The sequence below is a fragment of the Planomonospora sp. ID82291 genome (genome assembly GCF_015711645.1).
Lineage (GTDB): Bacteria > Actinomycetota > Actinomycetes > Streptosporangiales > Streptosporangiaceae > Planomonospora.
On record NZ_JABTEX010000002.1, the window covers coordinates 1,312,714 to 1,334,922 of the forward strand.

General features: G+C 74.7%; 17 protein-coding genes. 10 read left to right on the forward strand and 7 right to left on the reverse strand.

The window, feature by feature from the left end; all coding sequences use genetic code 11:
- Positions 1–128 precede the first annotated feature (128 nt).
- The 3 genes from HS045_RS16820 (at position 129) to HS045_RS16830 (ending at position 5,811) form a co-directional block, all read left to right on the forward strand.
- Positions 129–1,169, forward strand: coding sequence for a hypothetical protein (locus HS045_RS16820; RefSeq protein ID WP_196452275.1), 1,041 nt, complete (start codon positions 129–131; stop codon positions 1,167–1,169).
- 92 nt (positions 1,170–1,261) lie between these two features.
- The gene (locus HS045_RS16825; RefSeq protein WP_196452276.1) at positions 1,262–3,409 is read left to right on the forward strand and encodes a PASTA domain-containing protein; all 2,148 of its coding nucleotides are present in this window, start codon (positions 1,262–1,264) and stop codon (positions 3,407–3,409) included.
- Positions 3,410–3,627: 218 nt separating this feature from the next.
- On the forward strand, positions 3,628–5,811 hold the full coding sequence (locus tag HS045_RS16830; RefSeq protein ID WP_307827558.1) for an MMPL family transporter: 2,184 nt from the start codon (positions 3,628–3,630) through the stop codon (positions 5,809–5,811).
- A 112-nt stretch (positions 5,812–5,923) separates the two neighbouring features.
- Here HS045_RS16830 and HS045_RS35885 read toward each other — a convergent pair whose 3' ends face one another.
- Positions 5,924–7,582, reverse strand: a complete 1,659-nt coding sequence (locus HS045_RS35885; RefSeq protein WP_196452278.1) for a CHAP domain-containing protein — start codon at positions 7,580–7,582, stop codon at positions 5,924–5,926.
- Positions 7,583–7,962: 380 nt separating this feature from the next.
- Here HS045_RS35885 and HS045_RS16840 point away from each other — a divergent pair, with 380 nt between their 5' ends.
- A complete protein-coding gene (locus HS045_RS16840; protein WP_196452279.1) occupies positions 7,963–8,640 on the forward strand; it encodes a PaaI family thioesterase in 678 nt (225 codons plus the stop codon).
- On the opposite strand, the gene HS045_RS35890 is transcribed toward HS045_RS16840, so the two are convergent.
- On the reverse strand, positions 8,616–10,553 hold the full coding sequence (locus HS045_RS35890; protein WP_196452280.1) for a serine/threonine protein kinase: 1,938 nt from the start codon (positions 10,551–10,553) through the stop codon (positions 8,616–8,618). The genes HS045_RS16840 and HS045_RS35890 overlap by 25 nt on opposite strands.
- Positions 10,554–10,945: 392 nt before the next feature.
- Between HS045_RS35890 and HS045_RS16850 the strand changes: the two genes are divergently transcribed.
- From HS045_RS16850 to HS045_RS16860, 3 genes are all read left to right on the forward strand, one after another.
- Positions 10,946–12,418 carry an EAL domain-containing protein gene (locus HS045_RS16850; protein ID WP_196452281.1) on the forward strand — a complete coding sequence of 491 codons (1,473 nt, stop codon included), beginning with the start codon at positions 10,946–10,948 and terminating at the stop codon, positions 12,416–12,418.
- Between the two features lie 213 nt (positions 12,419–12,631).
- Positions 12,632–13,300, forward strand: coding sequence for a dihydrofolate reductase family protein (locus HS045_RS16855; RefSeq protein ID WP_196452827.1), 669 nt, complete (start codon positions 12,632–12,634; stop codon positions 13,298–13,300).
- A 38-nt stretch (positions 13,301–13,338) separates the two neighbouring features.
- Entirely contained in the window at positions 13,339–13,833 is a 495-nt protein-coding gene (locus HS045_RS16860) for a dCMP deaminase (protein ID WP_196452826.1), read from the forward strand.
- Here HS045_RS16860 and HS045_RS16865 read toward each other — a convergent pair.
- The 4 genes from HS045_RS16865 to glnII all read right to left on the reverse strand — a co-directional run bounded on the left by HS045_RS16865 (position 13,757) and on the right by glnII (position 18,941).
- On the reverse strand, positions 13,757–15,271 hold the full coding sequence (locus HS045_RS16865) for an ATP-binding protein (protein ID WP_196452282.1): 1,515 nt from the start codon (positions 15,269–15,271) through the stop codon (positions 13,757–13,759). The two genes, HS045_RS16860 and HS045_RS16865, sit on opposite strands and share 77 nt — an antisense overlap.
- Positions 15,268–16,926: an FAD-dependent oxidoreductase gene (locus HS045_RS16870; protein WP_196452283.1), complete on the reverse strand. Its 1,659-nt coding sequence runs from the start codon at positions 16,924–16,926 to the stop codon at positions 15,268–15,270. The genes HS045_RS16865 and HS045_RS16870 overlap by 4 nt, the downstream gene beginning before the upstream one ends.
- Before the next feature lie 54 nt (positions 16,927–16,980).
- On the reverse strand, positions 16,981–17,742 hold the full coding sequence (locus HS045_RS16875) for an SDR family NAD(P)-dependent oxidoreductase (protein ID WP_196452284.1): 762 nt from the start codon (positions 17,740–17,742) through the stop codon (positions 16,981–16,983).
- A 179-nt stretch (positions 17,743–17,921) separates the two neighbouring features.
- Positions 17,922–18,941, reverse strand: coding sequence for a glutamine synthetase (glnII, locus tag HS045_RS16880; protein WP_196452285.1), 1,020 nt, complete (start codon positions 18,939–18,941; stop codon positions 17,922–17,924).
- A gap of 464 nt (positions 18,942–19,405) precedes the next feature.
- Between glnII and HS045_RS16885 the strand changes: the two genes are divergently transcribed.
- The 3 genes from HS045_RS16885 to HS045_RS16895 are packed head-to-tail and all read left to right on the forward strand — an operon-like array spanning position 19,406 to position 21,455.
- Positions 19,406–19,843: a DUF1048 domain-containing protein gene (locus HS045_RS16885; protein WP_196452286.1), complete on the forward strand. Its 438-nt coding sequence runs from the start codon at positions 19,406–19,408 to the stop codon at positions 19,841–19,843.
- A gap of 34 nt (positions 19,844–19,877) precedes the next feature.
- On the forward strand, positions 19,878–20,684 hold the full coding sequence (locus HS045_RS16890; RefSeq protein ID WP_196452287.1) for an ABC transporter ATP-binding protein: 807 nt from the start codon (positions 19,878–19,880) through the stop codon (positions 20,682–20,684).
- A 9-nt stretch (positions 20,685–20,693) separates the two neighbouring features.
- A complete protein-coding gene (locus tag HS045_RS16895; protein WP_196452288.1) occupies positions 20,694–21,455 on the forward strand; it encodes an ABC transporter permease in 762 nt (253 codons plus the stop codon).
- Positions 21,456–21,554: 99 nt separating this feature from the next.
- Here HS045_RS16895 and HS045_RS16900 read toward each other — a convergent pair whose 3' ends face one another.
- Complete coding sequence (locus tag HS045_RS16900) at positions 21,555–22,199, reverse strand: MerR family transcriptional regulator (RefSeq protein WP_196452289.1); 645 nt, start codon at positions 22,197–22,199, stop codon at positions 21,555–21,557.
- Positions 22,200–22,209: the final 10 nt, after the last annotated feature.

The window sequence follows — 22,209 nt, forward strand, 5'->3', positions numbered from 1 at the left end:
TTGTCTGTCCGATTTCACGCCTCCTGATACGCCTCGGCGGCTCGGGAGGTTGCCCCTGCGGCGCGGGCAACCTTCCGGGGCGCCCGGTCGTATCAGAGGGCGTCACCTGGCGAGTCTGGAGGAATCATATGAAGCTCGGGACCGTGCGGATCCGTCCGCTGATCGCGACGGGCGCCGTTCTGGCGGCGTTGGCCGCCGCCGTTCCGTCCGCGCAACCCGGCCCGGGGAGGACGCCGGAGCTGCGGCTCGCGAGCGCCGCGTGGGCTCCCCCCGAAGGCGCCTACTGGCACACGCGGGTGCTGTGGACGACCACCCACCCCCGGCGGTTCGGCGGAGGGCCGCACAAATACCGGTTGACGGTGCGGGAACTGAGCGAGGACTGGTCCGCCCCGGACGGCAGATCCTGGACAGGATGGCGTGAGCCGGGCGTGTACCCCGCGGGCGCGGCGGACCGGCAGGCGTGGCGCCGCGACGGCTCGCCGAAGAAGTGGACCCGTACGGCCGACGGGCAGGTCGTGTCGCTGTCCACCCGGCCCGACAAGGGCCACGTCGGGCCCGTCCCGGGAGACGACACGTTCCTGCTGTCGGAGCAGCGGCTGACGTACGACGAGATCCAGCGGCTGCCCGCGGACCCGGGCGGGCTGACGTCCTGGCTCGCCCGGGTCGCGCGGGTCGAGGGGGGCGAGAAGACGGACGTGGACGACTTCGTCACCGGGACGCTGACGGAGCTGCTCTTCCGGTTCCCCGCGCCGAAGGAGGTCCGCGCCGCGGCCTACCGGGCGTTGCGGACGATGCCCGGTGTCCGGGTGAAGGGAACGGCGAAGGACGGCGCCGGCCGGACCGGCACGCTCCTGTCCATCAGGCGGGGAACCGGGGGCACGGTCGTGCGCGGCGATCTGATCGTCGACACCGCGACGATGCTCCTGCTGGCCGAGGAGCTGGAGACCACGGACGACGGCAAGCCGTTACCGGAGCAGACCGGCACCCGGACCGTGCTCCAGGCCGGCTGGACCGACGCCGGGCCGGCCGTGCCCGCCCTGCCGTGGCGCGGCGCGGCACGGGACCGGAGCGGCGAGGCCGGGCGGCGTGAGCGCCCGCCCGGACGCGCCAGCCGCGGGGGCCGGGCGCGTGCGGGCGGGGCCGGCGGGCCTGGCCTGAGCATCACATGAGTGTCACGGTCATGGGCACAGGGGATTGACTCCCGTTGACTGCGGGGGATGCCTTCTCTTGAGTGGAGGAGTGGCGGCGAGGGGAGGCCCGGGTGCCGTATGCGCAGCCGCTCAGACCGGGGGATCCCGAAAGACTGGGCGCGTACGAGATCGTCGGCCGTCTGGGCGAGGGCGGGCAGGGGACGGTGTACCTCGGGATGCGTCCCGACACCGCTCCCGAGCCGTACGCGGTCAAGGTGCTGCACGGCCGGATCACCGACGAGCGGGAGGCGTTCCTGCGGGAGGTGGGCCTGGCCAAGCAGGTGGCCCGGTTCTGCACCGCGCAGGTGATCGACGCGGGACTGGCCGACGACCGCCCCTACATCGTCAGCGAGTTCGTCGACGGCCCGTCCCTGCACCGCGAGGTCGCCGTCGGCGGGCCGAGGAGGGACGGCGCGCTGGAGCGGCTGGCCATCGGCACGGCCACCGCGCTCACCGCGATCCACCGGGCGGGGATCGTCCACCGGGACTTCAAGCCGCAGAACGTGCTGCTCGGTCCCGACGGGCCCCGGGTCATCGACTTCGGGCTGGCCCGGGCGCTGGACGCGGCGGCCACCCAGAGCGGACGCGGTGCGGGCACCCCCGCCTACATGGCGCCGGAGCAGGTGGAGGGGGCCGAGATCGACCCGGCCGCCGACGTCTTCTCCTGGGGCGCGACCATGTGCTTCGCGGCCAACGCCCAGGCGCCGTTCGGGCAGGACTCGATCGCGGCCGTGCTGCACCGCATCCTCACCGCGGAGCCGGAGCTGGGCGACCTCGACGGGTGGCTCGCCGCGCTGGTCGCCGTCTGCTTGGACAAGGACCCCCGCAACCGGCCCACGAGCCGCGAGCTCCTGCTCACGCTGCTCGGCGACGGCGACGGCGCCGAGCCCGGTGAGAGCGGGGCCGGGCTCACCGCGGAGCCCGGCGGCGGGAGGCCCGCCGCCGGTGCGGACGGGAGCGGGCCCGCCGCCGGTGCGGACGGGAGCGGGCCCGCCGCCGGTGCGGACGGCGGTGTCGCCGCGGGTCCCGGCGGGAGCGGGGAGCGGGGGGAGGAGCGGTCGCTCCGCGCCGGTGCGGCCTCCGTCCGGCCCGTGTCCGGTCCCGTCTCCATCCGCTCGGTCTCCGCTCGGCCGTTTCCCGCCGCTGCGATCCCCGCGGGCGCGCTCCCCGCGCCCTGGGAGGCCGGTGCCGTACGGAGCCTCTCCGAGGAGGAGCCCGCCGGGACGCGCACGCACCCCGGCCGGGCGGCGACCAGGGCGTCGATGGCGGTCTCCGGATCGCTCCTGGTCAGCGCCGCGGTGCTGGTGGGGGTGCTGGTCCCGGCCCTGAGCGGGAACGGGGGACCGATCGGGGGAGGGCGGACGCCCGTGCCGCCGACGGAGTCCGGCCCGTCGTCGGTCCTCGCCGAGCGGGTGGAGACCAGCGCGGAGTCCGGCCCGCTGGTCCCCCGCCGGGAGCACCGCACCGTGCCGGCCAGGAACGTCTCCGGTGCGGGCGGGCCGGCCACGGTCCCGGCCGGAGGGGTCGCGGTGCCGCCGGTGGCGGGACTGGAGCGTTCCGAGGCGCGCCGCGTCCTCGAAGACGCCGGGCTGGCGGCGGGGAGCGTCGTGCGGGCCGACTCCGCCGAGCCGATCGGCCGGGTGCTGGGGAGCGTGCCGGAGGCGCGGACCGTGGTGGCCAGGGGCACCCGGGTCCGGCTGCGGATCTCGGCGGGCGTGCCCGTCCCCGACCTGACGGGGCTGCGCAGGAAGGCGGCCGGGGACGCGCTCCGGGCGGCGGGGCTGGGGGTCGGGGCGGTGACGGCGCTCTGCTCGGACCGCCCCTCCGGGCAGGTGCTCGCGACCAGCCCCGGGGCGGGCGAGCGGATCTCCTCGGGCGGCGCGGTCGCGATGACGGTGGCACGGCGCGGGGCGGCGGTGCCCTCGGTGGTCGGCGCGGCCGAGGCGGACGCGCGCGGCGCGCTGACCGCGGCGGGCTTCGCCGTGCGGACGCGGGCGCGGCCGGTGGACGGGGCGCGGGCCGGGACGGTGCTGGCGCAGAGCGCGGGCCCGGGCGGATGCGTCCGGCCGGGGGTCACGGTGGTGATCACCGTCGGGGTCGGGATGCAGAGCGGGCCCGGCCCGGGGGAGGAGCCGACCCCCGCACCGGATCCCGGGGGACCGGCCGAGCCGACGAGCACGGCGGGCGCGGCGATCCCGGGATCGGTGGAGGTCTCCTGATCGGGAGGCCGTCATTCCTGCCGCGATGTGGTCATCGTCTCATTTCCCGGTCACGGAGGACGTTCCGGAAGGTTCGCCCCTAGGCTTTCGGTAAGCACTGCCGTACAGACCGGTGCCGGGCGGTGTCCCGCGTGTACGACTGAGATCTCAATAGGGCGGTCCCGATGTCTGGGTTGCTGGGGCGACTGGGTGGATGGTGCGCACGGCGCGGGGCGATCGTGCTGACACTCTGGATCCTGCTGGCGGCGGCGCTGACCGCGGGATCGCTGCTGTTCCCCGGACCGGTCAACAACAACGTCGCCATCCCCGGCACGGACGCGCAGCGCGCCCACGACCTGATGCGCGACGGTTTCGGCCCCGGCTACGCCGCGGGCGGCACCGTCCAGATCGTGCTCTACTCCCCCGACGGCCCGCTGATCGACGAGCGGCGCAAGAGCGCCGTGCAGCGCGCCGTGGACGGGATCCGGCGGGTCCCGCACGTCACCGAGGTGCTGACGCCCTACCGGGTCGGCGGCCTGGCGCCCAGCCTGCAGATCGGCCTGATCACGGTCAAGCTGGAGGGCCACGACACCTCCCGGCTGGCCGAGACCGCCAGGACGCTGTCCGCCGCGGCCGAGCCCGTCCGGCGGATCGGCGTCGAGGCGGTGCCCGCCGACTCGGGCACCCCGGCCGACAAGGAGATCAAGACCGGCGTCAGCGAGGTCATCGGCGTCGCCTGCGCGCTGCTCGTCCTGCTGTTCGCCTTCGGCACGCTGGTCGCCGCGATGATCCCGATCTTCGCCGCCCTGGTCAGCATCGCGACCGGTCTGGGCGTGATCAGCCTGCTCGGCCACGTCGTGGACGTGCCCAAGCAGGCCTCGATCATGGCGACGATGATCGGGCTCGGCGTCGGCATCGACTACGCGCTCTTCCTGCTGAGCCGGCACCGCAAGCTGCTGGACGACGGGCTGGCCGTGCACGACGCGGTCCGCCGGACGGCCGCGAGCTCGGGCGGCGCCGTGGTCTTCGCCGGCGGCACGGTGATCATCGCGCTCAGCGCACTGCTGCTCGGCGGGTTCCCGATGCTGCAGACGCTCGGCTGGATCACCGGCATCTCGGTCGTCTGCGCGGTGCTCACCTCGATCACCCTGGTCCCGGCCCTGCTCGGCCTGCTCGGTCACCGGATCGACGCGCTGCGGCTGCCGCTGGCGGGCCGCCGCCGGTCCGCGGACGGCTCCTCGGGCTGGGCGGGACTGGGCCGGTGGGTCTCCCGGCGGCCGTGGCGCGTGCTCGCGCTGAGCGTCGCGGTGCTGGCCGCGCTCACCGCACCGGCCCTCGCGCTCAAGATGGGCCCGCTCGACGACGGCTACGGCGACCGGGGCACCGACGCCCGCCGCTCCTACGAGCTCATGCAGGCCGGGTTCGGGCCGGGCGCCAACGGGCCGCTGATCGTGGTCGCCGAGCTGGCGGAGCCGGTGGCCGACCGGGAGCCCGCCCCCGCCGTCGTGCAGACGCTCAAGGAGCGGGTCGCCGCGGTCGAGGGCGTGGCGCACGCGGGCGAGCCGGTGCTCAACTCCGCGGGGACCGCCGTGATGCTGCAGGCCGTCCCCGCGTTCGCGCCCAGCGACCCCCGGGCCCTGGACGTGGTCGAGGCGGTGCGCGGGCTCCGCATCGCGGGGGCGAGCGTGCACGTGGGCGGCGAGGTGGCGGGGATGGCCGACGCCGGCGCCAGGATCGCCGAGCGCACCCCGATGGTCGTCGGCGTCGTGGTGCTGCTCAGCGCGCTGCTGCTGCTCCTGGCGTTCCGCTCCCCGGTGGTGGCGATCAAGGCCGCGCTGATGAACCTGGTCTCGCTCGGCGCCGCCTTCGGCGCGCTCTCCCTGGTCTTCTCCCTCGGCCTGGGCAGCGGGCTGGTCGGCATGGACCCGCCGGTCAGCGCGGACATGTCCTACCTGACCACGCTGTTCTTCTCGGTGCCGATCGACAGCTACATCCCGCTGATGCTCTTCGCGGTGCTGTTCGGGCTGTCGATGGACTACGAGGTGTTCCTGCTGACCGCCGTGCGCCAGGCCTACCTGCGGCACGGCGACAACCGCAGGGCCGTGGCCGAGGGGCTGGGCTCGACCGGCCGGGTGATCACCTCCGCGGCCCTGATCATGGTCGCCGTGTTCGTCGCCTTCATCGCCTACCCCGATCCCATGGTCAAGATCTTCGGTGTCGGCCTGGCGGTGGCGGTCGCGGTGGACGCCACGATCATCCGGGGCTTCCTGGTCCCGGCGACCATGGTCCTGCTCGGCCGCTTCAACTGGTGGTGCCCGGCCTGGCTGGACCGGATCCTGCCCAACCTCTCCATCGAGGGGCACGAGGAGGAGGAGCCCGGCGAGGACCGGGAGCGGGACCTCGTCGGCGCGGGCCGCGCCTGAGCGGCGGACGGCCGGGCCGCGCCTGAGCGGCGGACGGCCGGGCCGCGCCTGAGCGGCGGACGGCCGGGCCTCCTGCTGAGCGACCACGCCGAACGCGCGCGGGGCGGGCCGCTCAGACCGGTACGGCCTCCCGGCGGCGGCGTCCCCGGTACCCGCCCGAGGGCGGGGCGTCGAGGAGGTCCCGGCCGGCGGGGGCCAGGAGGTCGCCGTGCTCGACGGGGAGGGCGGCCGGGATGGTCGTGCTGACGGCCGGTTCGGTCCGGCGGTGGCGGCGGCCCCGCAGCGGTGCGTCCTGGACGAAGGTCGAGGACGTCGAGGAGACCGCCCGGTGGCGGCGGCCCCGCAGCGGTGCGTCCTGGACGAAGGTCGAGGACTCCACCACCGGGCGTTCCCGCAGGCGGCGCCTGCCCTGGTAGGGGAGGCGGGGCCGCTCGGCGGAGACCGTCTCCTCGATCCGGGCCACGGGGGTCGTGACCGAGGGGAACTCGGAGGTCGGGACCGGTCCGAGCCCGGCTGCCGCGGTGCTCTCGGGTGCGGAGGGCGGCACGGGGAGCCCGCCGGCGGCAGGCGCCTCCCGGGTGAGGGAGAACCCCTGGGTCGCGAAGGACCTCCGGGTGAGCGGAGCGTCCGCGGTGAGCGGGGCGCCCGCGGTGAGCCTGCGGCGACCGGGGGCGCGGCGGCGGCCTCCGGCGCGGTGGGAGCCGGTGGCGCGGTGGGACGGGCGCTCGGCGCCTCCACCGGAGAAGGCCAGGCGCAGCCCCGACTGCTTCAGCCTGGCGTGGGCGATGATCGCGGCGGCGGCGAGCAGGACCGGGGCCAGCACGGTGGGGCTCGACAGATCGGGGGTGGCGGGGGTCAGTCCGCCGCTCGCGGCGGCCGGAGCCGTGGCGATCGCCTGGGTGTCGGCGGCGGCGGGCTTGGCGTGCTTGCCCGGGGCGGTGCGGCCGGCGGCGGCCGGAGCCGGGGCGGAGGCCGGGGTGGAGGCCTGGGTGGTCCCGCCGGAGGCGACGGTCTTCTCCGGGGCGCCGGCCTTCGCGGGCGTCTTCTCCGAACCGGTCCCCGCGCGGCTCGCCGTGCCGCGCTCGGGGGCGGTCTTCGCGGCGGGCGGGGCGGCCTGCGCCTTCGCGGACTCGGCCGCGGCCTGGACGGACTTCTCGGGCGGAGGGGCCCCCTGGTCGGAGGGGAGGGGTACCGGAGCGGGGATGACGGAGAACAGGCTGGTCGGGGGCGCCAGGAAGACGGAGTTGCCCCCCGAGACGTCGGCGGAGGTGTTGACCTCCTGCTTCTCGGCGGCCTGCCTGTCCAGCCGGGCCTTGATCTTCTCCGGGTAGCCGTAGCCGACGACCTTGCCGGTGTCGCGCTCCTTGCGCTTGGCGACGCCGCCGTCGATGTTGCCCTCGATGGTGTGGATGGTCCCGCCGTCCACCCGGGTGACGATCCCGACGTGGTCGATATGACTGATCTTGTTCGTGCCGGTCCAGTCGAAGAAGACGATGGCGCCGGGCTTGGGGGTGGTGCCCCAGGCGTCCTGCTCCTTGAACCACTGGGCGTGGTACACGGTGTAGGCGAACTGGCCGATCCAGTCCTCGTAGCCGAGCTTCTTGGCCGCCCACGACAGGTACATGTCGCACCAGGGGGCATTGGCGAAGTCCTCGTCGATGTCGACGGTGCTGCCGTACCAGTCGCCGAACTTGGTGTAGCCGCTGCTCTTCTCGGTGTAGCCGAGCTGGCTCTCGAGCAGCTCGATGAACTTTTCGATCTCAGGTGTCATATGGAAGTGGGGGACCCTCCGCAAGCCGTGGGGGCATGGTCGCGCCGCCCCGCGACCGGGCTTACGGGAGGTCAGGTCGGACGATGGTGCGGTCACGCGCGCACCTCAGGGGAGAGGAGCGGGGTGCGTGTGGCGGCACCATTGGTCGGTGGTCTTCCGTGACGAGGGAGGTTACCCGCACACAGGGACAGGTCAAGACCGTCCCAAGCGGGCATCAAGCCCCTGGAGGCGCCCGGCGCGATGAAAAGGCCGATGTCAGAGGGTTTCGAGGGATTTCTTGAGGTAAATCGGTCCAACGAAAAAATCTACGGAACCCGGGCGTGGCGTGGCCCGGCCATGATCCGAATGAGATTCTATAGAACGTGTTCTAGTATGCTGCCATGACGATCGACGTCGCCCACACGGAGGACGCCGAGGCCCGCCTCGCCGCCCTGATCGAACTCAGCGGCCGGGCCCGCGCCCTGGCCGACGCGGTCGTGCTGACGGACGTCCCGGGAAGTGAGCTCACCGCCGTCGCCGCAGAGCTGGCCGCCCTCACCGAGCGCCTCGGTGCGCTGCGGCGCGACGCGCCCCGGTCGTTCGAGCTCGGCCCCGGAGGCGTGCCCAGGAACGTGGGCAACGCGGTCACCGGCTCGGCCAACCCGCACGCCCTGCCGCTGGTCGTCCGGGCCACCCCGGAGCGCACGGTCCGCGCCGAGCTGGACTTCCGGCCGGTCCACGAGGGCCCGCCCGCCTCGGTGCACGGCGGCGTCAGCGCGATGGTCCTCGACCACCTGCTGGGCGAGGCCGCGGCGGTGGCCGGTTTCCCCGGGGTCACCGGGACGCTGACCCTGCGCTACCGCCGGCCGGTGCCGTACGGCGAGCCGCTGGTCGCCACCGCGGAGTGCACCGGGTCGCACGGGCGCAAGACCTGGGTCGAGGGCCGCATCGCCCTTGCGGACGGCACCCCGCTGGTCGAGGCGAGCGGGCTGTTCGTCACCCCCGCGGAGTGGCTCGGCCGCGGACCGGGTGCCGCGGCCGGGTCAAGGCCCGGTCAAGCGCCGGCAGGGGAGCGGTAGGGCGCGCGATCGGTCCGCGGGGTCCCGGCCGCGTCCCGCCGCGGGTCCTCCGGCACATTCCGCCGCGGGTCCTCTGACACGTCCCGCCGCGGGTCCTCTGACACGTCCCGCGGCCGGTCCTCTGACACGTCCCCGGGCACGTCTTCCGGCGCGTCCTCGGGCGGTCCGGTGGTCTCCGGGCACGGCGCGCCGGTGACCGCGACCGTACGGCTCCGCACGCCGCCGGGGGACTGCGGCAGGGTCTCGGCGGTGACCCGCCACAGGACGGTCCGGCCGCAGGCCGGGGCGGTGAAGGCGTGCGGGACGGCGGGGAGGTAGGCGGTGGAGCCGCCGAGCAGGAGGGTGCGCGCCGGGGCCTCCGCCGGCCGTTCCCCGGCCGGGCCCTCGGCGAACCGGACCGTCAGCACGACACCGGCCGTGGTGGACGCGCGGACGCTGATCGTCGCCCCGCCGGCGTCGATCCCGGTGACGGCCAGCGCGCCGACCGCGTGCGGCGTGGGCGGGGTCTGCGCACCGCTCTGGCCCGGCGCCGGATCGCCGGGGGAGACCGGGGTCGGACCGGGCTCCGGACTCCGGGACGGAGGTGCGGACGGAGACGAGGACGGGGACGGGGACGAGGACGGGGACGGAGGCGGGGACGGGGACGAGGAGGAGGGCGCGCTGCCGGACGGCGCCGGGGGCCGGGAGGTCGCCGCGGCCGAGGGCGACGGCGCCGTGGAGGGCCGGCGCGTGGGCTGCGGGAGGCCGGCCTCGGGGGGACCGGCGGAGGCGGGAGCGGAGACGCGCGGGGAGGGCGCGCTCCGGCCGCCGGTGGTGTTCCGCGCGGGGGCCGGAGCGCCGGAGGACGCGGGCCCGCCGGTGCGCGCGGCCGGTTCGCGGCCGTGCGCGGGCGCCTCCGGCGGTGGGGTGAAGACCCTGTCCGAGGCGAGCGGGCCGGCCGGACGGCCCGCGGCGACCAGCGCGGCGGTGACTGCGAAGGCCGCCGCCCCCGCCCCCGCCAGGAACCGGGCGCGCAGCCGCGGACGGCGCGGCCCGCCCGACCGGCCGATCGCCTCGCGGCGGGCGCCGCCCCCGGGAGCGGCGCCCGGTCCGCTCCCCCGCGCCGTCCGGGCCAGCGGGAAGGCCAGCGCGAGCAGGGTGGCCGACTCGGCCAGGCGCCGCCGCCCGCGCCGCTCCCACTCCGGGCCGTAGGCCGCCCGCGCCGCCACCTCCAGTTCCGCGGCGAACGCCCGGGCCGTCGGCGGCCGGTCTCCGGGGTCGTCGGCCATGCCGTGCGCGACCAGCCCCCGTACCGGGGCCGGCACCTCCTCCGCCGGCGCGCTCCCGCGCGGATGCGGCCGGCGCCCGGTGAGGCATTCGAGGAACACGCAGGCGGCCGCGTAGAGATCGGCCGCCGCGCTCGGCGGCCCCCCGGCCCGCCGCTCGGGCGCGGTGTAGCCGGGAACGCCCGCCGTACCGGGGGCGACCACGCCGAAGTCCGTGAGTTTGCCCGTCCCGTCGGCCTGGACCAGCACGTTCTCCGGCCGCAGGTCGCGGTGGAGGACGCCCGCCGAGTGGAGCCCGGCCAGGCCCAGCAGGGCGCCCTTGAGCACGGCCAGCGCCGCCTCGGGGCCCATCGCACCGTGGTCGCGGAGGATCCCGCGGAGCGGGACGCCGTCGACCAGTTCCATGACGATCGCCGCTTCGAGCACGTCCTCGTAGTACTCGTAGACCCGGACGAGGTTCGGGTCGTCGAGCTCGACCAGGACGCGCGCCTCCTCGCGGAAACGCGTCACGAACCGGCCGTCGTCCCGCAGCGCGGCGTCCAGGTACTTGACGGCCACGTAGGCGCCGGTACCGGAGTAGGTGGCCAGCACCACCCGTCCGCCGCTCCCGGTGCCGAGCTCTCGAACCTCGCGGTATCCCGGAACCATGCAGTCCCCCTCCGAGCGCCGTCACCCTGTTCGACGGTCTCACCCAGGGGGCCGGTTGTCACGGTTCGCCGTCTTTGACGGAGGGTGGCGGCGGTGTCGCCCTGGGTGATCGCACCGGGCCGGACGCCTGCGGACGGCCCGGCCGGGGCCGGGCGCGCGGTGACCCCGGTCCGTTTTCTTTCCGGTCAGGTGACCGGCGGCGCTGCCGATGAGAGGGACGCTCCTGTCGGAGCAGCGTGCTTCCGGAGCGGCGTGCTTCCGGAGCGGCGTGCTTCCGGAGCCGAGGACCGCATGTGCCCCCGCGCACCGCCGTCACCGCGGACGAGCCGCGGGGCGGGGAGCGCACCCGACCGCTTCTTTCCGCGCGTGCGCGGCGAAGGAAGGATCCGATCATGACCGAGGACCGTTCCACCCGGTGGATCCTCTGGCAGCGCGACCCCAAGCCGGAGGCCCGGGACGATCGTCCCACGGGCGTGCTCTGGGAGAGGCCGGACCCGGTGGCCGGAGAGGGCCCCGGCGCGCTCGCCCCGTCCGCGCCCGGCCGGGTCCGGCCCGCGCCGGGCTCCGGCCCGGCGCGGGCCGCGTACGAGCAGCCCGCGGGGATCACCCAGCACTCCGGCCTGATCGCTGAGATCATCGACAGGCGCCTGGTCGAGGTGGAGTTCCAGCCGGTGGTGGACGTGGTCCACGACCAGGTGGTGGGATTCGAGGCGCTCAGCCGCGGGCCGCGGGACTCGCCGCTGCGCGCCCCGGACCGGATGTTCGCCGCGGCGCGCGCGGTGGGCCGCGCCGGTGAGCTGGACTGGATCTGCCGGGCCGAGGCGTTCCGGCAGATGCTCGCCCGCAAGATGCCGAGCTCGGTCTCGCTGTTCGTCAACGTGGCCGCCGACTCGCTGATCGTGGAGTGCCCCGAGGACCTGCTCCCGGTGGTGTGGGAGGCGACCCGGAAGCTGCGGGTGCTCATCGAGATCACCGGAGAGGCGATGAGCCGCCATCCCCGGCAGGTGCTGGAGACCGTACGGCGCGCCCGGGCCGCACGGTGGGGGGTGGCGATCGGCGAGATCGAGTTCAGCCCGGCGGGGCTGGGGATGCTCCCCGCCCTGGAACCCGACGTGGTCAAGCTCGACCACCACCTGCTCACCTACGGCCGCGCCTACGCGGGCCAGGCGATGACGGCGGTGCTGAGCGAGGTCCAGCACTCCCGGGCCACGCTCCTGGTGGAGAACGTCGAGGACCAGTCGGGCCACCTGACGGGCCGCAGCCTGGGCGGCACCTACCAGCGCGGCTACTTCCACGGCCACCCCGGCGAGCTGCCGGCCTCCGTGCCCCCGCCCAAGGCGCCCATCCGGCTGCGCGAGGTGGCGGAGGAGCCGGAGCTCTCCCCGTGGGACCGGGCCGTGCAGGCGGGGGCGCACGTCTCCAGCGGGCTCAGCTGGGAGGAGGTCAACGGCCTCACCCCGACGCTGGCCGGCCCCGTCGCCCAGGCGAACCTCTCCCCGGTCGTGGCCTTCCTGCTGCCCGACAACCACGGCTGGAACACCGAGATGGCCCTGCTCTACCGCGTCCTGCTGGCCCGCTGCCCGCTGGTGCTGGTGCTGGGCTCCGACGTGGCCAAGTACAGCAGCTGGCGGGTCCTCGGCGCCGACCTGCCGGACGGCCACCCGCTGCTGGACCACGGCTTCCTGGTGGCGCTCTCGCCCTCCTCGGCCCTGGTGGTCATGGCCCGCCGCCAGGACGCGGTCAGGGACCTGTGGGAGGTGGCCATCAGCGAGAACGCCGAACTGGCCCGCGGGCTGCTGCGCCACACCATGGACGTCATCGACGTCCTCGAAGGGGGAGTGCGCCACGGTGCCCGCGCGGCGTGACCCCTGCGCGGTGTGACCCCTGCGCGGTGTGACCCCGCCCCGGCGGGTCCGCCGGTTCTCCGGTGGCGTAGCATCGCGGCCGACTGCCGGTGAGGGCGCGCGGGCGCGCGCTCCGACGGACGCGGGGGAGGCGAGCGGGCCGTGAGCGGATCTGACGGGCCGGGCGACGGGGAAGGACCGGCCGAGCGCCCCTACGTGCTGCTCAGCTGTGCGATGTCCGTCGACGGGTACATCGACGACGGCACGTCCGAGCGGCTGCTGCTCTCCGGGGACGAGGACTTCGACCGGGTCGACGAGGTCCGGGCCGGCTGTGACGCGATCATGGTCGGGGCGGGCACCGTGCGCCGGGACGACCCCCGCCTGCTGGTCCGCTCGCCGGCCCGGCGGCGGGAGCGGGTGGCGCGCGGCCTGCCGGCCTGTCCCGCCAAGGTGACGCTGACCGCCACCGGGGACCTCGACCCGGCGAGCCGGTTCTTCACCGCGGGGGACGCGGAGAAGATCGTGTACGCGGCGTCGGGGGCGGTGGACGGCCTCGTCTCCCGGCTCGGCGCGACCGCCGCGGTGGTCGACGCGGGCGAACCCGCGGACCTCCGCCGGGTCCTGCGCGACCTGGCCGGACGCGGAATCCGGCGGCTCATGGTCGAGGGCGGGGGCGCGGTGCACACCTGGTTCCTCCTGGAGGACCTCGCCGACGAGATCCGGCTCGCCGTCGCGCCGTTCTTCGTCGGCGATCCCGCCGCGCCGCGGTTCGTCGGCGCCGGACGCTTCCCCCAGGGCCCCCTGCGGCGGATGGACCTCGCGGAGGTCCGCGCGCTCGGCGACGTCGTCGTGCTGCGCTACCTGGTCGGCCGGGAGAGGTCTCCGGAGCGGGGGGACCGGTGAGCGGCCGCGACGCCGGCCGGGGGAGGGCCGCGGGACCGGTGGGCGACCGCGACGCCGGCCGGGGGAGGGCTCCGGGACCGGTGGGCGACCGCGACTGGCTCCGGCTGGCCTGCGAGCTGGCCCGGCTCTGCCCGCCCTCGCCGGCGGCCTTCTCCGTCGGGGCCGTCGTGGTCGCCGCCGACGGCACCGAGCTGGCGCGCGGCCACTCCCGGGAGGGCGGCGACCCCCACGTGCACGCCGAGGAGTCCGCGCTCGCCAAGATCCCGGCCGGCGACCCCCGGCTGCCCGGCGCCACCGTCTACAGCAGCCTGGAGCCGTGCAGCGTGCGCCGCTCCCGCCCCCGGACCTGCACCCGGCTGATCATCGGCAGCGGGGTCCGGCGGGTCGTGCTGGCCTGGCGGGAGCCCGTGCTGCTGGCCGACTGCCACGGCGTCGAGGAGCTCGCGGACGCGGGCGTCACCGTGGTGGAGCTGCCCGAGCTGGCCGATCTCGCCCGCCGGCCCAACGCCCACCTGCCGGCCCCGGACTCCTGACGGCCCGGTCCGGGGCGTCCCGGGCGTCCGGCTGCTCGGCGGCCGGGAGGCGGACCTGGAAGCGGGTGTCGCCGGGCGCCGACTCCACCCGCAGGTCGCCGCCATGCCGCCCGGCGACGATCCGGAAGGAGATGTCCAGGCCCAGGCCGGTGCCCTCACCGGCGGGCTTGGTGGTGAAGAACGGCTCGAAGATCCGCTCACGCAGCTCCTCCGGGACGCCGGGACCGGTGTCGCAGATCTCGACCAGCGCGGTGGCCCCGTGCTCCAGCCGGGTGCGGACGGTCAGCGTGCCCTCGCCCGCCATCGCGTCCAGCGCGTTGTGGATCAGGTTGGTCCACACCTGGTTGAGCTCCCCGGCGTAGGCGGGGATCGGCGGCAGGGCGGGGTCGTAGTCGACGGCCACGCCGATCCCGGGCGGGATCTTGCCGCGGAACATGGTGAGCGTGCTGTCCAGCAGCTCCCGCACGTCCACCGTCCGGTACGGCGCGCGGTCCATCTGGGAGTACTGCCTGGCCGAGGCCAGCAGCGAGGAGATCCGCCCGGTCGCGTCGGTGACCTCGTCCAGCATCTGGGAGATCTCGACCGCCTCCGCCAGCCAGTGCACCGCCGCCGCCAGGTGCTCCGGCCCGGCCGCGCCCCGGACCTTCTCCAGCCCCTCCGGCCCGAAACCGGCGGCGACCAGCGGCGGCGCGAGCTCCCAGCCGCCGTCGACCCCCGCCTCCTCCAGCGCGTCGCCCAGCTCGTCCTCGGCGTCGGAGACCTCCAGAGGGGAGCGCGGGGGCAGGGCCGCCGCGCCGGTGGAGCACCGCTCCTCCATGTCGATCAGGGCGCGCAGCCGGTCCGGCGGGATGCCCGCCTCGGCCAGCTCGGCCAGGCGCCGCCGCGAGGACGCGACCTTCTCGCGGAGCTCGCCCACGGCGCGCACGGCCGCCGCCGCCGGGTTGTTGAGCTCGTGCGTGAGCCCGGCGGTGATCGTGCCCAGGGCCGTCAGCCGCTGCCGCCGGTCGATGAACTCCCGCTGCGCCAGCCCGCCCAGGCGCACGCCGTCCAGCAGGTGCACCGCCATCGGGAACCACTCGGTCATCATCCGGGCGAACTCCCCGGCGGGCAGCTCGACGAACCGGGAGGGCCTGGTGGCGCGGAGCGAGTGGGTGTAGGAGGCGGGGGCGCGCTCGCCGAGGTAGGCGGAGGTGGCCCCGGCGTAGACCCCGGGCTGGGAGGTGGGGGTGAGCGAGACCGGCCCGGCGGGGGTCTCGGTGACCATGACCACCTCGCCCTCGACGAGCACGATGAAGCAGTCGGCCGGGTCGCCCTGCCGTACGACCAGCTCGCCCGCGGCGGCCTCGCGCTCGAAGGCGTGGGCGGCCAGCCACGCGAGCCGGTCCTCCTCCAGCCCCTCGAAGAGGAACAGGCCGCGGAGCACGCCGGGGTCGATCACGTCTTCTCCAGGTAGCGGTGGACGAGCGCCACGGCCATCGCCCCCTCGCCGACCGCCGAGGCGACCCGCTTGATCGATCCGGCGCGCACGTCGCCGGCGGCGAAGACACCCGGCACGTTGGTCTCCAGGTGGTACGGCTCCCGCCGGAGCGGCCAGTCGCGGGGCCGGTTCCCGCCCGCGGTCAGGTCGGGGCCGGTCAGCACGAAGCCCCGCTCGTCGCGCTCGACCGCGTCGCCGAGCCAGTCGGTGTGCGGCGCGGCGCCGATGAAGACGAACAGCCACTCGGCGTCGACCGTGCGCTCGCCGTCCGGGCCCTTGAGCGTGAGCCGCTCCAGGTGCTCCGCGCCCTCGGCGGCGACCACCTCGGTGCCGGTGTGCACCTCGATGTTCGGGGTCTGCGCGATCTGCTCGATCAGGTAGTGCGACATGGAGCTCTCCAGCCCGTCGCCCCGGACGATCAGGTGCACCCGGTCGGCGTACCCCGACAGGTGCACGGCGCCCTGCCCGGCCGAGTTGGCCGCGCCGACGATGTAGACGTCGCAGCCGCGGCACTCGGGCGCCTCGGTCACCGCCGCGCCGTAGTAGACGCCCGCGCCGATGAAGTCGTCCAGGCCGGGGGCGGTCAGCCGCCGGTAGGAGACGCCGGTCGCCAGGATCACCGTGTGCGCGGCGATGCCGCCGCCGTCGGCGAAGCCGACCACCCGGGCCCGGCCCCGGACCTCCAGGCTGGTGGCCGTGCGGGCGGTGAGCAGCTCGGCGCCGAACTTCAGCGCCTGGCGGCGGGCCCGGTCGGCGAGCTGGGCGCCGGAGACGCCGTCGGGGAAGCCCAGGTAGTTCTCGATGCGGGAGCTCTGGCCGGCCTGCCCACCGGAGGCGTGCTTCTCCACCAGTACGGTGCGCAGTCCCTCCGAGGCGCCGTAGACCGCCGCGCCCAGGCCGCCGGGACCGCCGCCGATGACGACCAGGTCGTAGAAGTCGGTGGCGGGGTCGGTGGACAGGCCCACGGCCGAGGCGAGCTCGGCGGTGGTCGGCGCGGTGAGCGTCGCGCCCTGCGCGGTGACGACCAGCGGCAGGGCGGCCGGACCCGCGCCCTCCCCGGCGGCGGCCAGCAGCTGCGCGCCCTCGGGCTCGTCGGCCAGCAGCCAGCGGTAGGGGACCTGGTTGCGGGCCAGGAAGTCGCGGACCCGGTAGGAGGGGGCCGACCAGCGCGCCCCCACCACCCGCAGCTCGTCGGCGGCGCGCCGGTCGGTCCGCTGCCAGGCGTCGAGCTGGGCGTCCAGCACCGGGTAGAACTTCTCCTCCGGCGGGTCCCAGGGCTTGAGCAGGTAGTGGTCGAGGTCCACCACGTTGATCGCCTGGATCGCCGCCTCGGTGTCGGCGTAGGCGGTGAGCAGCACCCGGCGGGCGTGGGGGTACAGGTCCATGGCCTGCTCCAGGAACTCCACGCCGTTCATCTGGGGCATCCGGTAGTCGGCCAGGATCGCCGCGACGTCGTCGCCGCGCAGCCGCATCTCGCGGACGCTCTCGATGCCCTGCGCCGCGCTGTCGGCCCTGACGACCCGGTAGGCGTGGCCGTACCGGCGGCGCAGGTCGCGGGCCACGGAGCGCGAGACCCCCGGGTCGTCGTCGACCGTCACGATGACCGGCTTGTTCATTCCCGCCCTTCCCCCGAGAACCGGACGGTTCTCCCGAAGCATGTCACATCCGGATCAAGCGATCACTCTGCTCTGCCCGCCGTCCACCAGGACGGAGACGCCGGTCATGAAGGAGGCCCGCTCGCTCGCCAGGAACGCCACCACGTCGCCGACCTCCTCGGGGCGGCCCAGCCGGCCCACGGGCACGCGCTCGGCCCGCTCGGCCAGGCCCTCCGGGGTGGGCGTCGCCTCCTTGAGCCGGTCGGTGAGGATCGGCCCCGGCAGCACGTTGTTGACCAGTACGCCGTCCCGGCCGACCTCGCGGGCGAGCGTGCGGACCACCCCGGCGACCGCCGGGCGGGTGGCGTTGGACAGCGCCAGCCCGTCGAGCGCCTCGCGCGCCGAGCTGCTGGAGATCGTGACGATCCGTCCCCAGCCGCGCGAGCGCATGTCCGGGAGCACGGCCCGGATCAGCCGGACGGTGCCCAGCAGGTTGCGGTTGACCGCCGTCTCCCAGTCGTCCTGGTCCACCTGCAGGAAGTCCCCCCGCGGGGGTCCGCCCGCGTTCGCGACCAGGATGTCGACCGGTCCCAGCACCTCGCGCGTCTCGGCGACGACCCGCGCGGCCGCCTCCGGGTCCTCCACGTCGGCGAGCACCGCGTGCACCGTCCCGCCGAACTCCTGCAGCTCCACCACGGCGTCGGCGAGCCGCTCGGGGGAGCGGGCGCTCACGCAGACCGCGCAGCCCTCCCGGGCGAGACTCCTGGCCGATGCGAGGCCGAGCCCCGCGCTGCCGCCCGTGATCAGGGCGACCCTGCCTTCGATTCCGAGATCCACGACTCGACGCTACCGCAGGCCGTCCCGGAGCCCGGCGGCGAGGCCGGGCGCGGGCCGGGCGGTACGGCGGGCACGGGCGGAGCGGGCCGGGCGGTACGGCGGGCACGGGCGGAGCGCGGAGGCCGCGGACACCCCCGGCAGGGTGTCCGCGGCCTCCGCGCTCCGGATCGCCCGCGGGATCAGACCTGGCCGGCCTTCTCCAGCGCGGAGCAGCAGGTGTCCACGATCAGGCGGGTCACCACGTACGGGTCGACGTTCGCGTTGGGGCGGCGGTCCTCGATGTAGCCCTTCTTGTCGATCTCGACCTGCCACGGGATGCGGACCGAGGCGCCGCGGTCGGAGACGCCGTAGCTGTACTTGTTCCACGGAGCGGTCTCGTGGTGGCCGGTGAGGCGGTCCTCGATGCCGTGACCGTAGTTCTTGACGTGCTCCAGGGGCTTGTCGCCCTCGCCCAGCGCCTCGCAGGCGGTGATGATCGGGTCGAAGCCCTCGCGCATCGCCTTGGTGGAGAAGTTGGTGTGCGCGCCGGCGCCGTTCCAGTCGCCCTTCACCGGCTTGGCGTCCAGCGTGGCGGCGATGTCGAACTCCTCCGCGGTGCGGTAGAGCAGCCAGCGGGCGACCCACATGTGGTCGGCGACCTCCACCGGGCCCGCCGGGCCCACCTGGAACTCCCACTGGCCGGGCATGACCTCGGCGTTGATGCCGGAGATCGCCAGACCGGCCTCCAGGCAGCGGTCGAGGTGCTTCTCCACGACGTCGCGGCCGAAGACCTCGTCGGCGCCGACGCCGCAGTAGTAGCCGCCCTGCGGGGCCGGGAAGCCGCCCAGCGGGAAGCCGAGCGGGCGGCCCTCCTTGAAGAAGGTGTACTCCTGCTCGATGCCGAACCAGGACTCCTGGTCGGCGTACTTCTCGGCGACCTCGGTGAGGAGCGCGCGGGTGTTGCTGGAGTGCGGGGTCATGTCGGGGTTGAGGACCTCGCACAGGACGAGCACGTCGGCGCCGCCGCGGATCGGGTCCGGGCAGGTGAAGACCGGCTTGAGCACGCGGTCGGAGGAGTGGCCGTCGGCCTGGTTGGTGCTGGACCCGTCGAAGCCCCAGATCGGGAGCTCTGCGCCGTCCGCGAGGACTCGCGTCTTCGAGCGGAGCTTGGCGGTCGGCTCGGTGCCGTCGATCCAGATGTATTCAGCCTTGAAGGTCATCGGCGGAGTCCTTGGGGAGGGAGTGGTCTGCTGCCTCTGAAGAGTCGCAAGTCGCGATTTCGCATCTGTTGCCCATATGTGAACGTGGTGTTACTTGAGTCCGTTTGGCCAGGCAGCGGTGCCGGAGAATCCTCACGGGGCGGTCCGGCGCCTGTGAGCTGGGCGTATCCGGCCGTCACGGCCGGGGTCGCGGCCGGCCGGGCCGTGCGGACTCCTCGACGGCTCCGGCGCGGGGTGGCCGCGGTCGCCCCGGCCGCCCGCGTGCGATCCCGGCCGCCCGGCTATTGAGTGTTGCTATGTACCGGTAGTCGGTGCTACTTTGTACCGGTAGTCAGCGACACCGAGTAGCTGGAGAGGGTGTCCTCGCGGGCGGGCGGATGACCGGGCCGCCCGACGGGACGCCGGAGGGCCTGGAGCCTCCTCGCCGGACGACTCCAGCAGCCCCGCCGAGGAGGAAGGCATCCATGACCGCAGAGTCGAACGAGACGAAGAGCCGCTATCTGCAGTACCTGGAGATGGTCACCGGGCCGTTCGAGGACAAGCGGCGCTACCGGCGGTACAAGGCGCGCGTCAAGGGGCTCCCCGCGGGTCACCGCACGGCGGTCGACGCGCTGGAGCGGTACATGCAGTTCTTCGGGCCGGGGAAGGCGGACAGCCTGCTGGCGATGCTGGACGACCTCGCCGACCTCTTCGAGCAGAGCGCGGCGGACGGAATCCCGGTCCGCGAGATCGTCGGCGAGGACCCGGTGGGGTTCGCCGAGGCGTTCCTCCGCAACTACCCGGAGGGCCAGTGGATCCACCGGGAGCGGGAACTGCTGGCCGACGCCATCGACCGCGCCGCCGACGGCACCGCCGACCGAACTGCAGAAGGCACAGATCATGCCGCGGGCGACGAGACGTGACGCGACAGAGAACGGACATGCGGAGGACATACGGATGACAGTCGATCAGCTCCGGGAACCGGCGATCCGCGTGCAGGGCCTGGAGAAGTCGTACAAAGGGCTGCGGGTGCTGCGCGGCGTGGACTTCGAGGTGGCGCGGGGCGCCATCTTCGCCCTGCTCGGTTCGAACGGGGCGGGCAAGACCACGATCGTGAGGATCCTGTCCACGCTGCTCAGGGCCGACGCGGGCACGGCGGGCGTCAACGGCTTCGACGTCGCCGGGCGACCGGCGGACGTGCGGGAGTCGATCAGCCTGACGGGGCAGTTCGCCGCGGTCGACGAGATCCTCAGCGGGCGGGAGAACCTCGTGCTGATCGCCCGGCTGCGGCACCTGCGGGATCCCGGCGGGGTCGCCGACGACCTGCTCGCGCGTTTCTCGCTCACCGAGGCGGGCGGGCGGAAGGTGTCGACGTACTCGGGCGGCATGCGCCGCCGCCTCGACATCGCGATGAGCCTCATCGGCGATCCGCCGGTCATCTTCCTCGACGAGCCGACGACCGGGCTCGACCCCCAGGCGCGCATCGAGGTGTGGCAGGCCGTCAGGGAACTCGCCGGCCGGGGGACGACGGTGCTGCTCACCACGCAGTACCTGGACGAGGCCGAACAGCTCGCCGACCGGATCGCGATCCTGCACGAGGGCCGGATCCTCGTCGACGGCACCCTGGACGAACTCAGGCGGCTGCTGCCGCCCGCCGAGGTCGAGTACGTCGAGAAGCAGCCGACCCTCGAGGACGTCTTCCTGGCCCTCACCGGCGGCGGAGGCCGGGACGGCCATGACCGCGACGCCGCCACGGACGCGTAAGGAACGATGATGACCAAGCATTTCCTCGGCGACACCGTCACCCTGCTGGGACGCTCCCTGCGCCACATCGCGCGCAGCCCGGACACCGTCATCACCACCGCGGTCATGCCGATCGCGATGATGCTGATGTTCGTCTACGTCTTCGGCGGCGCGATCGACACGGGGCCGACCTCGTACGTGGACTACCAGTTGCCCGGCATCCTGCTCATCACGGTCGCCTCGGGCATCGCCTACACCGCGTTCCGGCTGTTCACGGACATGAAGAGCGGCGTCTTCGAACGCTTCCAGTCCATGCCGATCGCACGCTCGTCCGTCCTGTGGGCGCACGTGCTGACCTCGCTGGTCGCCAATGCGATCTCGCTCGTGGTCGTCGTGCTCGTCGCTCTGCTGATGGGCTTCCGCTCGGCGGCGGGAGCACCGGCGTGGCTCGCGGTCGCCGGCATCCTCGTCCTGTTCACCCTGGCGCTGACCTGGCTGGCCGTCATCCCCGGCCTGACCGCCACGACCATGGAGGGCGCGAGCGCGTTCTCCTACCCGCTCATCTTCCTGCCCTTCCTCAGCTCGGCCTTCGTGCCCACCGACACCATGCCCGGCCCGCTGCGCGCCTTCGCCGAGCACCAGCCGGTGACCTCCATCGTCAACACCATCCGCGGCCTGTTCGCCCGGCAGCCGATCGGCACGGACCTGTGGATCGCCCTGGCCTGGTGCGTCGGCATCCTCGTCGTCGCGTTCGCCCTGGCGATGAACACCTACCGCCGGAAGATCTCCTAGGGCCCGCGAGGCGCGGGCGGCGCCGCCGGACCACCGGGAGCGCGGCGGCGACCGGCGGGCCGGTGCCGCCGGGCCGCCGCGGGATCCGCGGCGGCGGCCTCAGCTCCGCGGGGCCGCCCCGAAGGTCCGGGCCGAGACGGACTCCTGGGCCAGCCGGCGCATCACGTCGAGGACGCGGCCCTTCACGACGGTGCCGACCACCAGCGCCTCGACCGCCTCCTCGCGGGTCCGGTCGGCGGGGATGGTGCGGATCTCGTGCTCGGAGACGAGCCGCATGGCCGCCTCGGCATAGGGGCGCAGGGCGTCGCCGGTGGCCGGCAGGCCGAGCCGGTCGAGGGTGAGGACGGCCTGGGCGAGCTCGTCGCGGGCGGGGGCGGCGGCGTCGACCTGCCAGCCGAGGTCGGCGACGAGGCGGTCGGCCTCGGCCCGGGCGCGCCGCCACTCCGCGTCGTCGGGATGGGCCTCGACCGGCGGGGAGATGGCGTAGTGGGCGGTGCCGAGCACGAGGTGCAGGTCCATGCCCTCGTCCTCCACCGCGGCGACCACCTTGCGGATGGCCGCGATGGACAGGTGGCCGACCTCCAGCAGCGCGCGGATCAGGCGGAGCCGCCGCAGGTGGCGCTCGCCGTACTCGGCCCGGGTGGCGGAGGTCTGCTCCCCGGCGGGCAGCAGGCCCTCGCGCAGGTAGTACTTGATCGTCGGGATGGGGACGCCCGAGGCGGCGCTGAGCTGCGAGATCCTCATCAGTGGATAG

Excerpts from the sequence above, each read along its gene's own strand:
- HS045_RS16820 (WP_196452275.1), top strand. The coding sequence starts at position 129 with ATGAAGCTCGGGACCGTGCGGATCCGTCCGCTGATCGCGACGGGCGCC.
- HS045_RS35885 (WP_196452278.1), bottom strand. The coding sequence starts at position 7,582 with ATGACACCTGAGATCGAAAAGTTCATCGAGCTGCTCGAGAGCCAGCTC.
- HS045_RS16840 (WP_196452279.1), top strand. The coding sequence starts at position 7,963 with ATGACGATCGACGTCGCCCACACGGAGGACGCCGAGGCCCGCCTCGCC.
- HS045_RS35890 (WP_196452280.1), bottom strand. The coding sequence starts at position 10,553 with ATGGTTCCGGGATACCGCGAGGTTCGAGAGCTCGGCACCGGGAGCGGC.
- HS045_RS16850 (WP_196452281.1), top strand. The coding sequence starts at position 10,946 with ATGACCGAGGACCGTTCCACCCGGTGGATCCTCTGGCAGCGCGACCCC.
- HS045_RS16855 (WP_196452827.1), top strand. The coding sequence starts at position 12,632 with ATGTCCGTCGACGGGTACATCGACGACGGCACGTCCGAGCGGCTGCTG.
- HS045_RS16870 (WP_196452283.1), bottom strand. The coding sequence starts at position 16,926 with ATGAACAAGCCGGTCATCGTGACGGTCGACGACGACCCGGGGGTCTCG.
- glnII (WP_196452285.1), bottom strand. The coding sequence starts at position 18,941 with ATGACCTTCAAGGCTGAATACATCTGGATCGACGGCACCGAGCCGACC.
- HS045_RS16885 (WP_196452286.1), top strand. The coding sequence starts at position 19,406 with ATGACCGCAGAGTCGAACGAGACGAAGAGCCGCTATCTGCAGTACCTG.
- HS045_RS16890 (WP_196452287.1), top strand. The coding sequence starts at position 19,878 with ATGACAGTCGATCAGCTCCGGGAACCGGCGATCCGCGTGCAGGGCCTG.
- HS045_RS16895 (WP_196452288.1), top strand. The coding sequence starts at position 20,694 with ATGACCAAGCATTTCCTCGGCGACACCGTCACCCTGCTGGGACGCTCC.
- HS045_RS16900 (WP_196452289.1), bottom strand. The coding sequence starts at position 22,199 with ATGAGGATCTCGCAGCTCAGCGCCGCCTCGGGCGTCCCCATCCCGACG.